General features: G+C 37.8%; 15 protein-coding genes and 1 other RNA gene. 12 read left to right on the top strand and 4 right to left on the bottom strand.

What is annotated here, in order from left to right; genetic code table 11:
- Positions 1-22 precede the first annotated feature (22 nt).
- The 7 genes from lptB to ABXT44_RS01085 all read left to right on the top strand — a co-directional run bounded on the left by lptB (position 23) and on the right by ABXT44_RS01085 (position 6330).
- On the top strand, positions 23-754 hold the full coding sequence (gene lptB / locus ABXT44_RS01055) for an LPS export ABC transporter ATP-binding protein (RefSeq protein WP_416687379.1): 732 nt from the start codon (positions 23-25) through the stop codon (positions 752-754).
- Positions 747-1769 carry a tRNA (adenosine(37)-N6)-threonylcarbamoyltransferase complex transferase subunit TsaD gene (tsaD, locus tag ABXT44_RS01060; protein ID WP_416687382.1) on the top strand — a complete coding sequence of 341 codons (1023 nt, stop codon included), beginning with the start codon at positions 747-749 and terminating at the stop codon, positions 1767-1769. The genes lptB and tsaD overlap by 8 nt, the downstream gene beginning before the upstream one ends.
- 97 nt (positions 1770-1866) lie before the next feature.
- Positions 1867-2604, top strand: a complete 738-nt coding sequence (gene hisA, locus ABXT44_RS01065) for a 1-(5-phosphoribosyl)-5-[(5-phosphoribosylamino)methylideneamino]imidazole-4-carboxamide isomerase (protein WP_416687384.1) — start codon at positions 1867-1869, stop codon at positions 2602-2604.
- A complete protein-coding gene (locus ABXT44_RS01070; protein ID WP_416687386.1) occupies positions 2594-2905 on the top strand; it encodes an RnfH family protein in 312 nt (103 codons plus the stop codon). The genes hisA and ABXT44_RS01070 overlap by 11 nt, the downstream gene beginning before the upstream one ends.
- A 27-nt stretch (positions 2906-2932) precedes the next feature.
- Positions 2933-3799 carry an HlyC/CorC family transporter gene (locus ABXT44_RS01075; RefSeq protein ID WP_416687388.1) on the top strand — a complete coding sequence of 289 codons (867 nt, stop codon included), beginning with the start codon at positions 2933-2935 and terminating at the stop codon, positions 3797-3799.
- Positions 3800-3843: 44 nt separating this feature from the next.
- Entirely contained in the window at positions 3844-5160 is a 1317-nt protein-coding gene (gene pmbA / locus ABXT44_RS01080; RefSeq protein WP_416687391.1) for a metalloprotease PmbA, read from the top strand.
- A complete protein-coding gene (locus ABXT44_RS01085) occupies positions 5161-6330 on the top strand; it encodes a UbiH/UbiF/VisC/COQ6 family ubiquinone biosynthesis hydroxylase (protein WP_416687393.1) in 1170 nt (389 codons plus the stop codon). It abuts the gene before it with no gap.
- Here ABXT44_RS01085 and ABXT44_RS01090 read toward each other — a convergent pair whose 3' ends face one another.
- The gene (locus ABXT44_RS01090) at positions 6331-6885 is read right to left on the bottom strand and encodes a 5-formyltetrahydrofolate cyclo-ligase (protein ID WP_416687396.1); all 555 of its coding nucleotides are present in this window, start codon (positions 6883-6885) and stop codon (positions 6331-6333) included.
- A gap of 73 nt (positions 6886-6958) precedes the next feature.
- Positions 6959-7138, bottom strand: a non-coding RNA gene (gene ssrS, locus ABXT44_RS01095) — 6S RNA.
- Between the two features lie 124 nt (positions 7139-7262).
- On the opposite strand from ssrS, the gene ABXT44_RS01100 reads away from it, so the two are divergent.
- Together ABXT44_RS01100 and ABXT44_RS01105 are read left to right on the top strand one after the other, a co-directional pair.
- Entirely contained in the window at positions 7263-7850 is a 588-nt protein-coding gene (locus ABXT44_RS01100) for a MarC family protein (protein ID WP_416687399.1), read from the top strand.
- Between the two features lie 105 nt (positions 7851-7955).
- Positions 7956-9080 (top strand): aspartate kinase, encoded by a 1125-nt coding sequence (locus ABXT44_RS01105; RefSeq protein ID WP_271537747.1) that lies wholly within the window; start codon positions 7956-7958, stop codon positions 9078-9080.
- Between the two features lie 7 nt (positions 9081-9087).
- On the opposite strand, the gene ABXT44_RS01110 is transcribed toward ABXT44_RS01105, so the two are convergent.
- Complete coding sequence (locus tag ABXT44_RS01110; RefSeq protein WP_416687401.1) at positions 9088-9387, bottom strand: virulence factor; 300 nt, start codon at positions 9385-9387, stop codon at positions 9088-9090.
- 136 nt (positions 9388-9523) lie between these two features.
- Here ABXT44_RS01110 and ABXT44_RS01115 point away from each other — a divergent pair, with 136 nt between their 5' ends.
- The 3 genes from ABXT44_RS01115 to ABXT44_RS01125 are packed head-to-tail and all read left to right on the top strand — an operon-like array spanning position 9524 to position 14024.
- Entirely contained in the window at positions 9524-12049 is a 2526-nt protein-coding gene (locus tag ABXT44_RS01115; protein ID WP_416687403.1) for a GcvT family protein, read from the top strand.
- A gap of 3 nt (positions 12050-12052) precedes the next feature.
- Complete coding sequence (locus ABXT44_RS01120) at positions 12053-13231, top strand: M20 aminoacylase family protein (RefSeq protein ID WP_271537894.1); 1179 nt, start codon at positions 12053-12055, stop codon at positions 13229-13231.
- Positions 13232-13259: 28 nt separating this feature from the next.
- On the top strand, positions 13260-14024 hold the full coding sequence (locus ABXT44_RS01125; protein WP_271541248.1) for a dimethylarginine dimethylaminohydrolase family protein: 765 nt from the start codon (positions 13260-13262) through the stop codon (positions 14022-14024).
- Between the two features lie 33 nt (positions 14025-14057).
- Here ABXT44_RS01125 and ABXT44_RS01130 read toward each other — a convergent pair whose 3' ends face one another.
- On the bottom strand, positions 14058-14408 hold the full coding sequence (locus tag ABXT44_RS01130; RefSeq protein WP_271537897.1) for a rhodanese-like domain-containing protein: 351 nt from the start codon (positions 14406-14408) through the stop codon (positions 14058-14060).
- Positions 14409-14427 lie beyond the last annotated feature (19 nt).

Here is a 14427-nt window from a genome sequence, read left to right on the forward strand (position 1 = left end):
AGTATTAACGCATTAAAATAGAATGTCACAACATAAATTAGAAGTAAAAAATCTTTACAAAAAATACGCAAGACGAGTAGTCGTTAATGACGTCTCATTTTCGGTTAGTGCTGGAGAAATTGTTGGCCTTTTGGGCCCTAATGGTGCAGGAAAAACTACATGTTTTTATATTGCGTGTGGGTTAGTCAGATCTAGTAAAGGCGAGGTTATTCTTGACAATAAAAGTATAGGCCATATGCCAATTCATAAGAGAGCTAATCTTGGTATTGGTTACCTTCCACAAGAGCCTTCAATTTTTAGAAAATTAAGCGTCCAAGATAACATCATGGCTGTTCTTGAAATGAATAAATCAATCTTACCAAAGGATAGAGCTCGCCGACTCGAAGAACTTTTGAATGAATTTAAGGTTGAACATGTTCGTCATATTAAAGGTATTACTTTGTCTGGTGGTGAGAGAAGAAGGGTAGAAATTGCTAGAGCATTAGCGATGGATCCAAAGTTTATTTTGCTTGATGAGCCTTTTGCTGGAATAGATCCAATATCTGTTGGTGATATACAAGAAATTATTTATCAGCTCAGAGATAAGGGAATTGGCATTCTGATTACTGATCATAACTATAGAGAAATGCTTGATACTTGTAATCATTCTTATGTTTTAAGCGATGGAAAGATAATTGCACAAGGTGGAAAGGATTCTATTTTGGCAAATGAAGAGGTGAAGAAGGTTTATTTAGGTGAAACGGCAGGTGGCTAATAAAAATTTAATTACATTGGGGATTGAGTCCTCATGTGATGAAACAGGAATAGGAGTTTACAGCAGTAAAAAAGGCCTTATTTCGCACAAACTTTTTTCTCAGGTTGATTTACATGCTGAATATGGGGGCGTGGTTCCAGAACTAGCTTCGAGAGATCATATTCAAAGAGCCCTTCCTTTGATTAAGGAAGCGCTTAGTGATAGTCACATTCAATTAAGGGACCTTACAGGCATAGCCTATACCGCTGGACCAGGATTGTCAGGAGCTTTATTGGTTGGAGGTTCTATTGCTCAGAGCCTAGCTTGGGGGCTTGGAATTCCAGCACTTGGAGTTCATCACATGGAGGGCCATCTTTTAGCTCCTTTATTGGAGGTTGATAAGCCACAGTTTCCATTTGTAGCGCTTCTGGTTTCGGGTGGCCATACTTTACTTGTCGAGGTTACCAGAATAGGTGAATATAAAATCCTTGGCGAATCATTAGACGATGCAGTTGGTGAGGCTTTTGATAAAACCGCAAAAATACTCGGTTTAGGATATCCTGGTGGCCCTGCGCTTGCAAAACTTGCAACGAAAGGCGCTAAAGATAGATTTATCTTTCCTAGACCAATGACAGATAGGCCAGGCCTTGATTTTAGTTTTAGTGGTTTAAAGACATTTGCTAAAAATACATTTATTGAGTTTCCAAATGAAAAAGAAGATATTGCAAAAGCTTTTGAAGTTGCTGCAACTGAAACGCTAACAATTAAATGTAGCCGCGCACTCAAACATACCGGGTTTAAAACTTTGGTTGTGGCTGGAGGAGTTAGTGCTAATCTTTCACTTCGTAAATCCTTAAATGAAATGACTGATAAACTTGGTTCCAATGTCTTTTATCCAGCACTTGATTTTTGTACAGATAATGGTGCTATGATTGCTTTAGCTGGCCACTACCGGTTTCTTGCTGGGCAGACTAATGACCATTACGAAATATCAATTAAGCCTCGCTGGAGTCTTGAAGAGCTTCAACCAGTTTAGATTTGTGCTCGATAAATTTTCCTGTATTGCTATTTAAAGAAATCATTTTGCGGATTAAGGTGCATATAATATGGTTGTTAATTAAATTAAAAATTCTATGCTTATAATTCCTGCAATCGATTTAAAAGATGGTGAATGTGTTCGCCTTAGAAAAGGGTTGATGGAAGATAGTACGGTTTTTTCTAATAACCCAACAGAGATGGCAGCTAAATGGGTTGATGAGGGCGCAAGGAGACTTCACTTAGTTGACCTTAATGGTGCGTTTGAAGGGAAGCCAGTTAATGCAAAGTGCGTTAATGAAATCACAAAAAAATTTCCAAATTTACCTGTCCAAATTGGTGGAGGGATTCGTGATTTAAAAACTGCTAGTGCCTATGTTGATGCTGGAATAAGCTATCTTATTATTGGAACCATGGCTGTAACAAAGCCTGAGTTTGTGTCTAATTTATGTAGAGAATTCCCAGATAAAATTATTGTTGGACTTGATGCAAATAATGGGCTTGTGGCGACAGAGGGATGGGCTAAACAGACAGATTTAAATGTCGTAGATTTGTCAAAAAAATATGAGCAATATGGTGTTAATTCAATTATTTATACTGATATTGCTAGAGATGGAATGATGCAGGGCGTTAATGTTGAGGCAACAGCTAATCTTGCAAAGCACACTTCCATTCCAATAATTGCGTCTGGTGGTATAACTAATCTTGATGATATTGCTGCACTTTTGAAAAATGCGCATCATGGCATCATGGGCGCCATAACTGGAAGAGCTATTTATGAGGGAAGACTTGACTTTCATGATGCACAAACGATGAGCGATATTTATGATAGTTGAAGTTGCTTACGCTCTGCCTAATAAGCAAAGCCTCATAAGCATTGAGGTTGAAAGTGGATCTACATTAAAAGAAGCTATAGAGGCTTCTGGGATTCTTGAAGTTTTTGAGCAGATTGATCTTACAAAGGATAGGGTTGGTATTTTTTCTAAGTTTGCAACCCTTGATACTATCCTTGGTGAAAAGGACCGAGTTGAAATTTATAGACCTCTTGTAGCTGATCCTAAAAAAGCTCGTAAGGAGAGGGCAGCTGAGGGAAAAGCAATGCGAAGCAATAAAAAAAACCAATCCAAGGTAAAATAAGCAACATACAATCCATTCATTATAATTATGAACGCAGAAAAACCTCCCAGTTGGCCATTATTTAATAGGTTATTTGATAAGGTTTTCCCACGAACTTTAAAGCCCCGAGCACAGTTAATGCAGGCCTTAGAAGAGGCTGAAGAAAACCTAGTTATTGATCCATATAGCAGGTCTGTTATTGAAGGCGCGTTGCAAGTCGAAAGCCTAAAAGTGCGAGACGTAATGGTTCCTCGATCAAAAATGACTATGATAAATTCAGAGTCATCCACTGAGGATTTGCTTCAAATCATGGTCAGTTCATCACATTCCCGCTTTCCAATTCACAATGTTGAGCAGGACTCAATACTGGGTATTGTATTAGCTAAAGATTTGCTAGCTCACTTTGCTCAAGATAATAAGGACGAGTTTAACTACAGAGAGTATCTTAGGGATGCTTTATCTGTTCCTGAAAGTAAGCCTTTAGGCGTTTTGCTGAGAGAATTTCAACAAAATAAATCGCATATGGCAGTTGTTCTTGACGAGTATGGAGAGATTGCTGGATTAGTAACTCTAGAAGATGTGATTGAGCAGATTGTTGGTGAAATTGAGGACGAACATGACAAGGAAGAAGATAATATTATTGATTATGGAGATGGGCGCTATTTGCTTCAGGCCAATACATCTCTAGAAGAGTTTAATGAGTTTTTTGAATGTAATATCATAAGTGATAATTACGACACTGTAGCTGGTTTAGTCATTTCAGGTTTTAGCTATCTCCCAGAGCAAATGAGTGAAATTAGCCTTCATGGCTTTGAGTTTAAGGTTCTAAAAACTGATACTCGTAGACTCCTGCTACTTGAAGTGCAACGCAAAATAATAGACATTAAGTCCTCAAAAGATAAAGTTAGTTCTTAATTGTTTTGTCAAAAGTTATCAATCAATTAGTATAATCCAGCATTATGAATTCACTCGAACAAACAACGCAGTTAGCGATTGACCTAATTAAAAAAAATAAAGTGACAGATTTTGAGTTTTCTGTTGGAAAAAGCTCTGGTATTTCTACTGCAGTCAGATTATCAAATGTTGAAACATTGCAATACAGTCTAGACACTAGTTTTGATGTGAGCGTTTATATTGGGAAAAATAAAGGCCAGGCTGCAAGTGTTGACCTCAGTAAAGAGAGCCTAAAGAAGGCTATTGATTCTGCATGCTTAATTGCTAAATATACTCAAGAAGACCCCTTTAATGGACTAGCTCCAAAGGACAGGATGGCTTGGGATGCACCTCATTTAGACCTTTACCATCCTTGGACTCTGGACGCTAAAGAAAGCATTGAGATTGCTAAAGAGTGTGAGCAGATTGCATTAGAGCAGACTGAAATTGATAATTCAGATGGCGCTGAGTTGTCAAGTTTTGAGGGCGAAAGCTATTACGCTAATTCAAATGGACTGATCACTAAGTCAAAAAACAGTAAGCATTCGCTCTACTGCTCTTTGATAGCAAAAAGAGACTCTGAAATGCAAACGGGCTATGAATATGCAATTGCTCTTGACTCTAGAGATTTAACGAGCCCATCTATAATTGGTCTTGAAGCTGCAAAAATGGCCCAACAAAAACTTGGTTCGCGTAACTTGGAATCTCAAAAATGTCCTATTATATTTACTGCGCGACAATCATCCGGTTTATTTTCGCAATTGCTAGGAGCTCTGAGTGGCTCGAGGCAGTATAAAAAAACATCCTTCTTGTTAGACTCGTTAGGCAAAAAAGTCCTACCAGGTTCTATTAATATTTATGAAGACCCGCTTCAATTAAAAACTCTTGGCTCAAGGGCATTTGATTTAGACGGGGTATTAAAATCAAAACAGTTTTTTGTCGAAGATGGAAGGGTGACCACGTACCTAATGGGCCAATACTCTGCAAACCAACTTGGATTGGAGTCAACCGCAAATGCTGGCGGCGTCAGCAACTGCCGAGTTAGCTCTAATTATGATGGTGGAATTGAAGAATTAACAAAGAATATGGATAAAGGCCTTATTGTTACTGACTTAATGGGGCAGGGCATTAATGCAACAACGGGTGATTATTCTCGTGGTGCAAGTGGTTTTTGGGTAGAAAAGGGTGAAATTCAATATCCAGTTTCTGGGATTACTATTGCTGGAAATCTAAAAGATATGTTGAAGAATGTGATTTCAATAGGTAATGATTTTGATAATAGAAGTAATCTAAAAGTGGGCTCAACTTTGGTAAGTGAAATGACTATTGCTGGGGAAGGGTAATTGAAAGAATTTGATGTCATCGTTATTGGTGGCGGTATGATTGGTCTTGCATTTACTTTAGCGCTCTCAAGAAAAAAAAACCTTAAAATTGCAATTATTGATCCAAATGAATGCAACCCAGAGATCAGCAGTTCATTCCACACCAGAGTCAGTGCAATTACTCCATCGTCAAAAGATTTTCTTAGTTCTATTAATGTTTGGGATGACATTAATAGAAAACAAGGGTTTGTGTCAACACGGGTATGGGATCAAAACTCTCATGGACACCTGAACTTTTATGCAAAAGATGAAGGAATTGAACATCTTGGATTCATTGTAGAGAATGATTTAATACAATCTGCTTTATATCATGCAATCGCTCAAACTAAGGTTCAAATTATTCATGCAAAACTCGACGAGTTAATAAAAAATGAATTTGGCTATGAGGTTGCCCTTGATAATAAAAAAAGCTTATTTTGTAAGTTGGTGATTGGCGCTGATGGAGCTAATTCCCAAGTAAGAAGTCTTGCTAATATTGAAGTATCTTCACATGACTATAAGCAAAAAGCTATTATTGCTAATGTAGTTAGTGAAAAGTCACTAGAGAATACAACTTGGCAGAGGTTCTTATCAGATAGTATTATTGCTCTATTGCCTCTTTCAGAAAATCAGGCTTCAATTGTATGGTCCTGTAAAGATGAGTTTGCTGATAAGCTCGAAGAGATGGATGCTACTAGCTTTAACCAATCTTTATCTCAAGCAGTTGAATATCGATTTGGTGATTTGAAGCTACAAAGCTCAAGGAATATTTTTCCCTTAGTCTCAAGGAGTGCTAAGGACTATACGCTTTCAAATCTTGCTTTAATAGGTGACGCGGCTCATAGTATTCATCCATTAGCTGGCCAGGGCGCTAACTTAGGTTTTTCAGATGCAATGGAGCTTAGTAAGCAGATAGTTGAAAATACTGATAAATCATTGGGCGATCCCCTAGTTTTAAGGAAGTATGCAAGAGCACGCCGATTAGATAATGAGTTAATGTCAAAAACAATGACAGGACTTGATTGGGCATATAAAGAAAATAATGAGTCATTTCGATGGCTTAGGGGTTTTGGCATGAACATTATTGATGAGACCCCAATCCTCAAATCATTTTTCCAAAAACAAGCGCTCGGTAAGGCTAAAAACGACTAGCTACTCGAGGAAGCGGGTTGGAGTGACTATGCTATCAACTGGAACATCCCATGGCTTTGAGTCCAAATGGTCAACTTCTTGACAATCAAATGCAAGACCAAAGAGTTTTGGTGCTTGGTAATTCTTACTTTTTAGTTTGAAACTTAATGTCTTATCATAGAAGCCACCACCCATTCCTAAACGGTTTTTATTTTTATCAAATCCAACAAGTGGCATAAAAATAAGGTCCATTTGTTTAGCCTCCATTACAGGGGTATGGATTGGCTCATCGATTCCAAATCTATTTTTTCTAAAGTGCTCACCCATTTCAGCAAATTTAAGTTTTTCTTCAACCAGAATTGGGAGGTAAACAAAACAGCCATTATTTTTTAAGAATTTAATAGTATCTCCTGTCTCAATTTCTCCATCATTAGGAATGAAAATTGCAATATGTTTGGCATTTTCGAAAAGGCCATTTTTTTGACATTGGTGCAGGATTTTTTGACCATCTTCCTTGCGGGTTTTTTCATCAATGGATTTGCGGAGTTGTCTGAGTTGTCTTCTTAGTTCTATCATTAATGAAGATTTTAAGAGAAAAGCTGTTTAATTAGTAAAGTAATGTAATAGAGTGAAGTTTAATATTCTTCAGATAGGTCCATTGTGCCGTGTTGAATTGTCCTGAACCTTTCTGGTTCAAGGCGGAAGTTCGATGTTTACCGCAGGTTTCCCACTTCAAGGTGGGCTTACACAATAGCAACCAATCTCATCTCCTTTTCTATACTTAATCGGCTCAGGGAAATAAATCAAAGCACGAACACAACAGATGATTAATTATCACCTCTGACTAATTTAATTGCAATACAGTTTCTTCTTAATATTTAAAAATATACTTAATTTTTAGAAGGTTGTTCGTATAGAATTACCCGATTCATTATTTCCTACAAGTTTACTAAGTGACTATATTAGCTGCAATTTTATTATTAGTTATCATTATGGACCCTATTGGGAATGTCCCTGTATTTTTAAGTATTCTCAAAAATATACCACTCGAAAGACGAAGAATAATAATTATTCGTGAGCTGTTAATCGCTTTCATAATTTTATTGTTTTTTATGTTTGTTGGTAGATATTTGCTTCAGATGCTAGAAATAGAACAATCTTCACTTGGGGTTACAGGAGGAATTATATTGTTCATCATTGCTATAAGAATGATTTTTCCAGGTACTAAGCCTCTATTTGGTCACAATGAAACAACAGAGCCTCTTATTGTTCCTCTAGCTGTTCCAATGCTTGCTGGCCCTTCAGCTATTGCAGCAGTTATATTATTTATGGCTCAAGAGCCAAATAGATGGGTTGAATGGACCTTTGTTGTATTTGTTGCTTGCTTAATATCAGGTGTCATATTAATCTCTTCAGAAACACTAGGAAGAAAACTTGGTAATAGGGCATTAATCGCAATTGAACGGTTAATGGGCATAATATTGGTGATGGTCTCGGTTGACTTTATATTAGATGGAATTAAACAAACATTTGGTATTTAATTTTTTAACCTTCCAGTTTAGTGAATTTGCAATTTAACTATAAAGCACTGATTTGCTATGTTGTAAGTCACAAGCTATAATTGCCTCTTTTTTTTGAAGATTGAAATGTCAAAAAGTTCTGCACCTATAGTAATGAAATTTGGTGGGACAAGTCTTAGGGATGAGATTTCTCGTTCCCATGTCTTAAATCATATCAAACATTATGCTGATTCTGGTGAAAGAGTTGTGGTTGTAGTTTCTGCAATGGGTCGGAAGGGTGAACCATATGCAACGGATACACTTGTAGCTCTATTAAAAGATGTGGGTCATAATATTAATCCAAGAGAACTAGATCTCGTTATGAGCGTTGGTGAAACGCTATGCTCAGCTTTCTGTGCGCATCTTTTAAGTTGTAACGGAATGCCTGCAGTTTCATTTAATGGAAGACAGTCAGGAATTTTGACGGATGATAATGCTGGGAATGCTGAAATACTCGATGTGAATCCATCTCGTATTGTTGAGGCGCTTGATCAAGGAGATATTGCAGTAGTGGCAGGTTTTCAAGGGGTTAATGAAAGGGGTGATATTCGCACACTTGGAAGGGGCGGAAGTGACACTTCTGCAGTAGCATTAGCGGCAGCTTTAGGTGCAGAGAAGGTTGAAATATTTTCTGATGTTGATGGTATTGCAAATTGTGATCCAAGACAGGTGGAAGCCTCTAGTTATCTTGAGTCAATCAGTGTTCAGCAAATGTTAGCTATGGCTGATGAAGGGTCAAGAGTTATTCACCCTCGAGCAATTGAGGCCTCGATTAAAACTAAAACACCAATTGTTGCAAGAAACACTTTTAATAATTCAATTGGAACGACTATTCATCATAAAGAAGCATCTGAAAAAGAGGTTGTTGCTATTGCTCATCGAGATAATATGGTGCTAATAGAATTTGCGCTTGAGCATAAAGCCTCAAGTCATGTCGATGGCGTTGTATATATTGACTCAAGAAGATTGTTACTTAACGATGATGTTTATTTAAGTGATAAATTAGCGCAACTTGAAGAAAAACTAGGTTTCTATAAGTTGAGCAGGCATTGGGCTACGATTTCTGTTGTCTTCAATAATAAGGTTTCTAAAAAACCAGCTGATCTTGATTATGCTGAGCTTTTAGATTCACCTAAAAATATTATCAGCTATCTTCTTAAAGAAACAAAGGTTAGGGAAACATTAAAGTTTCTGCATGGAAGATATACTTAAATAAAGGCTAAGGCTTGTAACCGCCGTTATTGACGTAACTTAATAATATTTCATCAGAAAATTCTATTTCTAGTTCCGCTGCTTTCTTTTCTACCGGCTCTCTTAGGTCGCCATCAGCTATTTCAATTATTTCATCATTCCAATCAGTAAGGTATGAGTCAGAATCTGTAGCATCTGCAACTGACGCTGCAGAGTCAACAGCCTCCATAAAGCGATTATCTAGCTGAACTTTTTCAACTTCTCTTCTGCTTTTTTTAATGATAACCATTGTTGGTATATCGCGCCATTTCTTTATTATTAAATTCATCTAATTCTCCAAAAAATATAGTAAATTATAGCCGGAATAAATTTTGAAAAATTCTACCATTAACTAATTGATGTAATTGCTATAATTTAGGTATATAATTCGCTTTTTTTTGGTGAGAGTTTACATTGAGGATTTGATGAAAAATAAAACACAAGTGGTGGTTATTGGAGGTGGAGTTGTTGGCGCAGGGACCCTATACCATTTAGCAAAGAAAGGTTGGACTGATGTCGTATTGGTTGAGCGCAAAGATTTAACTTCTGGCTCAACATGGCATGCAGCTGGCTTATTGCCACTCTTTAATATGAGTTATTCAGTTGGAAAACTACATCAATATTCAGTCGACTTCTATCATGAGCTAGAAAAAGAGACTGGGATGAACGTTGGCTTTAGTGTCGTATCAAATATCCGCCTTGCAAATTCTCAAGATCGAATGGACGAGTATAAGTATTATGCTGGCGTTGGAAGCACCGTAGGTGTTAATGTAAATTTTTTAACGCCAGAAGAAATTAAAGAAGTTTGGCCTTTATGTAATACGGAGGGGTTGTTGGGCGCTATTCAGCATCCTGACGATGGATATATACAGCCAGCAGACTTAACTCAAGCATTATGCAAAGGTGCTAGAAATCGTGGTGCTGAGATTTATGAGCACACACTAGTAGAAGGAATTACACAACAAAAAGACCAGAGCTGGATTGTATCCACCGATAAAGGCGACATTGCCTGCGAGCATGTTGTCTCTTGTACAGGTAGTTTTGCCAGAAAAACTGGTGAAATGGTTGGTTTAGATGTTCCAGTAATTCCTGTTGAACATCAGTTTCTAGTAACAGAGCCTCATCCAGAAATTTTAGAAAGAAAAAAACAAGGACTTCCTGAAATGGCCGTTCTACGTGAATCTGATGCAGCCTATTATTTGCGAGAAGAGGCTGGCGGAATGATCTTAGGAATTTACGAAAAAGGCGCACCTGTATGCTATGTTGATGGCCCTAAAGACGACTGTCAATATGAGTTATTTAATGGTGAACTTGATCGCATAATGCCGCATATTGATCGCTGTATAAATCGTGTTCCTGCGTTTGGTGAAGTAGGAATTAAGGATGTATATAACGGAGCTATTGCATACACTCCTGATGGAAATCCAATTGTTGGTCCTGCGCCAGGACTAAAAAACTTTTGGCTCAATGAAGGCCATAGTTTTGGCATAACTGCTGCGGGTGGAGCTGGATGGCAGTTGGCTGAGTGGATTGTTGATGGAGAGCCTACAGTTGACATGATGGGCGTTGATCCTCGTCGTTTTGGTCCTTATGCTACTCGAGGATATTTGAAAGAAAAAAATGAAGAGGCTTACGCAAATGTTTTTACAACTCACTATCCCGATGAAGAGAGAAGTGCTGCAAGACCCTTGAAAACCGCACCCTGTTATGATCGTATGAAAGCTTTGGGGGCTGTGTTTGGAAGTGTATATGGTTGGGAGCGTCCAAATTGGTTCATGCCTAGTGCTGATTATTCTCTGAGTGTAGAGGAGTTAAATCAAGAAGATCCAGCAAAAGTATTGATGAATAAAAACCATGCGACAGCTTTAGAGGATGGACGAATTGTAGAAAAAAATTCATTTAGGCGCTCTAATTATTTTGAACATGTTGGAAATGAATGCAAGCATGTTAATGATAAAGTTGGACTACTAGATATGTCTGCTTTTGCAAAGTGTATAGTTAAAGGACCTGGAGCAGAGGAATGGCTAGAATATATCTTTGCAAACAAGATGCCTAAAGCTATTGGTAGAATTAGTCTAGTTCATATGCTCTCTTTAAATGGAGGGGTTCGAGCGGAATTTACAGTCTATAAAACCGGTCCTCGAAGTTATTATTTAGTTTCAGCAGGTGCATTTGAAACGCATGATCATGACTATTTATTTAAGCTCGCACCAAAAGATGGAAGTGTGAATATCCAGCGAGTTACAACACAAACTGGTGTGCTTGTTTTAGCTGGTCCAAGGTCTCGTGATGTCCTTCAAAAACTGACTGATACTGATTTATCAAACGACAACTTTAAGTGGCTAACAGGTAAAAAAATTAATGTAGGCTACGCAACTGCAGAAGCCCTGAGAGTTAACTTTGTTGGTGAGCTTGGTTGGGAGCTCCATCATCCAATTGAAATGCAGAATTACATATTTGATCAGCTAATGCAGGCTGGAGCTGAGTTTGAAATTAAACCATTCGGCATACGTGCAATGGATAGTATGCGCCTTGAAAAATCTTACCGATTAATTCCAAGAGAGATGTCAATTGAATATTCCGCTTATGAGTCTGGTCTTGATCGTTTTGTAAAGCTTGATAAAGAAAATGATTTCATAGGTAAATCTGCTCTCAAAGAGTGGCAGGATCGTGGGCCTTCAAATGGATTTGTCACTCTGGAGGTTTTAGGAGTAGTTGATGCAGATGCACGCGGTTCAGAGGCGATCTATAAAGATGGCGAGGTTGTTGGAAGAGCTACATCTGGAGGATATGGCTGGCGCTGTGAAAAGTCACTCGCTCTAGGGCTTGTAAGGCTTGAACTTGCAACTCTTGGAACAGAACTTGAAATTGAGATATTGGGTGAAAGGTATAAAGCTATAGTGATAGAAGAGTCACCTTTTGACTCAACGAATGAGTGCCTAAGGAGCTAAAGAATGTCTATTATTAAAAAACAATCTGAGTTACACGAAGACATGGTGACATGGCGTCATCACATTCATAAACATCCCGAGCTTAGCTTTAAAGAAGACCTAACTAGTGACTATATAGCTGCAGTTCTTGAGGCCAATGGTATCGAAATGCATCGTGGCTTGGCAGTTACAGGAATAGTAGCCACTATTCATGGAAAAAAAGAAGGACGTGTTATTGGTCTACGAGCAGATATGGATGCTCTTCCTATTCAGGAAAAAAATGATTTTAGTCATAAATCAGTTCATGATGGAAAGATGCATGCATGTGGTCATGATGGTCACTCAACAATGCTACTTGGCGCTGCTGTTCACTTAAAAGAAAATAATAATTTTTCAGGAACAGTTCATTTTATTTTTCAACCAGCTGAAGAAGGCGGTGGTGGCGGTCGTGTGATGGTTGAAGAGGGTATATTTGAAAAGTTTCCTTGTGAAGCTGTATATGGGATGCATAACTGGCCAGGAATGGCTGAAGGGCAATTTGCTGTTCATGATACGGCTGTAATGGCTGCTAATGAAACACTCAAAATTTCTATCAAAGGCAAGGGTGGCCATGCAGCAATGCCAGATCAGTGCGTTGACCCTGTAGTAATTGGAGCTCAAATTATTACTGCACTTCAAAGTGTGGTTTCAAGAAATGTTGCCCCTCTTGATTCTGCTGTCGTAAGTATTACAATGCTTGATGCAGGCTTTGTCTCTAATGTTATTCCAAATGACATGAACCTAACTGGCTCTTTAAGATACTTTTCAACAGATGTAGGGAATGAAGTCAAAGCAAAAATTAAGAAAATTGTTGAGGGTATAAGTCACTCAATGGGAGCGACAGCAACGTTCAGTTCAACGCCAAATTATCCAGCAACAGTTAATACCCCAAAACATGCTGAGCTTTGTGCAAACGCTGCAGCAGAGGTTGTAGGAAGTGGCAATGTTTTGAGAAATGAGAAGCCAAGTATGGGCTCTGAAGATTTTTCTTTTTTGCTTAATGCCTCAGAGGGTGCTTATATTTGGATTGGGAACGGGCTAGTTCCTGAGGATGGTCCTGAGGGGGGCTGCATGCTCCACAATACAGAATATGATTTTAATGATGAGATTCTTCCTCTTGGAAGTAGCTATTGGGTGCAACTAGTCCAAGGTATTCTCAAGTAAGTATTTTTTTGATTTTAAGGTTTAATTTATGTTTTCTCATGCGATTGTTAGGGTTCCTGGAAAGAGTCTAATTAATGGATTAAGCGATTCGAAAGATTTAGGATTACCAAATTATGATAATGCAATTATTCAGCATACGGCTTATATTGAGGCACTGAAATCTTGTGGTGTTGAAGTTAATGTTCTTGAGTCTTGTGAACAATACCCAGATTCAACATTTATTGAAGACGTAGCTCTAGTAACTCCAGAGTGCGTAATAATTACGCGCCCAGGAGCTCCAACCAGAAGAGATGAGGTGAGTCAAATAGATTCTGTATTAAGAAAAGAATTTATCCATATTGAATATATTGAAGCGCCAGGAACAATAGAGGCTGGAGATATTATGATGGTGGGTAGTCATTACTATATTGGTTTGTCAGATCGAACTAATGTTGATGGTGCTGAGCAAGCAATTAAACTGCTGCAAAAATATGGTTTAACGGGCTCAACTGTTGAGCTAAATGATGTTCTTCACCTTAAGACTGGCCTTTCTTATCTAGAAAATAATAAGTTAGTAGTATGTGGAGAGTTCCTGAGTAATCCAATTTTTGAAAATTATGATTTTATAGAAATACCACAAGAAGAAAGTTATGCGGCAAACTGTATTTGGGTCAATGACTTTGTAATTATTCCATCTGGATATCCAATATCAAAAGGGAGGATTTCAGATGCAGGTTTTAAAATAATTGAAGTTGATGTTTCAGAATTCAAAAAGCTTGATGGAGGTTTAAGCTGTTTGTCTTTGAGGTACTAGGAAATTCTTAAGTTTAATGATCAAGGTTTTAATTTAATCAAATATTTCTTTAATTTCTTCAAACGTTGCGGTTATAGCATGAACATTTGAGTAACCCATTTGTTGAATTGTTAGGGCTGCAAGTGAGGCCCGACCTCCACCAGCACAGTGAGTCAATATTAAAGTTTCAGGATTGGGACACTGCTTGCCGATTTTCATTTCAATTAATCCTCTAGAAATATTTATCGAATCATTGAGACTCAATTCTTCATAATTATTTACTTCACGAACATCAATAATTACAGAATTATTTGAATTTTGATAGAGAAGTTTTGCTGCGTTTGCATCAACGCAATTAATTTTTGTTTGAGCATCTGATATTAATTCACCTGCACTTTTGATCATTGAGAATCCCTTAATAGTT

The sequence above is a fragment of the Candidatus Pseudothioglobus sp. Uisw_041 genome (assembly GCF_048087625.1).
In the GTDB taxonomy this organism is placed as follows: domain Bacteria; phylum Pseudomonadota; class Gammaproteobacteria; order PS1; family Pseudothioglobaceae; genus Pseudothioglobus.

Coding starts and splice junctions, on each gene's coding strand:
- lptB (WP_416687379.1), top strand. CDS start 23: ATGTCACAACATAAATTAGAAGTAAAAAATCTTTACAAAAAATACGCA.
- hisA (WP_416687384.1), top strand. CDS start 1,867: ATGCTTATAATTCCTGCAATCGATTTAAAAGATGGTGAATGTGTTCGC.
- ABXT44_RS01070 (WP_416687386.1), top strand. CDS start 2,594: ATGATAGTTGAAGTTGCTTACGCTCTGCCTAATAAGCAAAGCCTCATA.
- ABXT44_RS01075 (WP_416687388.1), top strand. CDS start 2,933: ATGAACGCAGAAAAACCTCCCAGTTGGCCATTATTTAATAGGTTATTT.
- pmbA (WP_416687391.1), top strand. CDS start 3,844: ATGAATTCACTCGAACAAACAACGCAGTTAGCGATTGACCTAATTAAA.
- ABXT44_RS01090 (WP_416687396.1), bottom strand. CDS start 6,885: ATGATAGAACTAAGAAGACAACTCAGACAACTCCGCAAATCCATTGAT.
- ABXT44_RS01105 (WP_271537747.1), top strand. CDS start 7,956: ATGTCAAAAAGTTCTGCACCTATAGTAATGAAATTTGGTGGGACAAGT.
- ABXT44_RS01110 (WP_416687401.1), bottom strand. CDS start 9,387: ATGAATTTAATAATAAAGAAATGGCGCGATATACCAACAATGGTTATC.
- ABXT44_RS01115 (WP_416687403.1), top strand. CDS start 9,524: ATGAAAAATAAAACACAAGTGGTGGTTATTGGAGGTGGAGTTGTTGGC.
- ABXT44_RS01120 (WP_271537894.1), top strand. CDS start 12,053: ATGTCTATTATTAAAAAACAATCTGAGTTACACGAAGACATGGTGACA.
- ABXT44_RS01125 (WP_271541248.1), top strand. CDS start 13,260: ATGTTTTCTCATGCGATTGTTAGGGTTCCTGGAAAGAGTCTAATTAAT.
- ABXT44_RS01130 (WP_271537897.1), bottom strand. CDS start 14,408: ATGATCAAAAGTGCAGGTGAATTAATATCAGATGCTCAAACAAAAATT.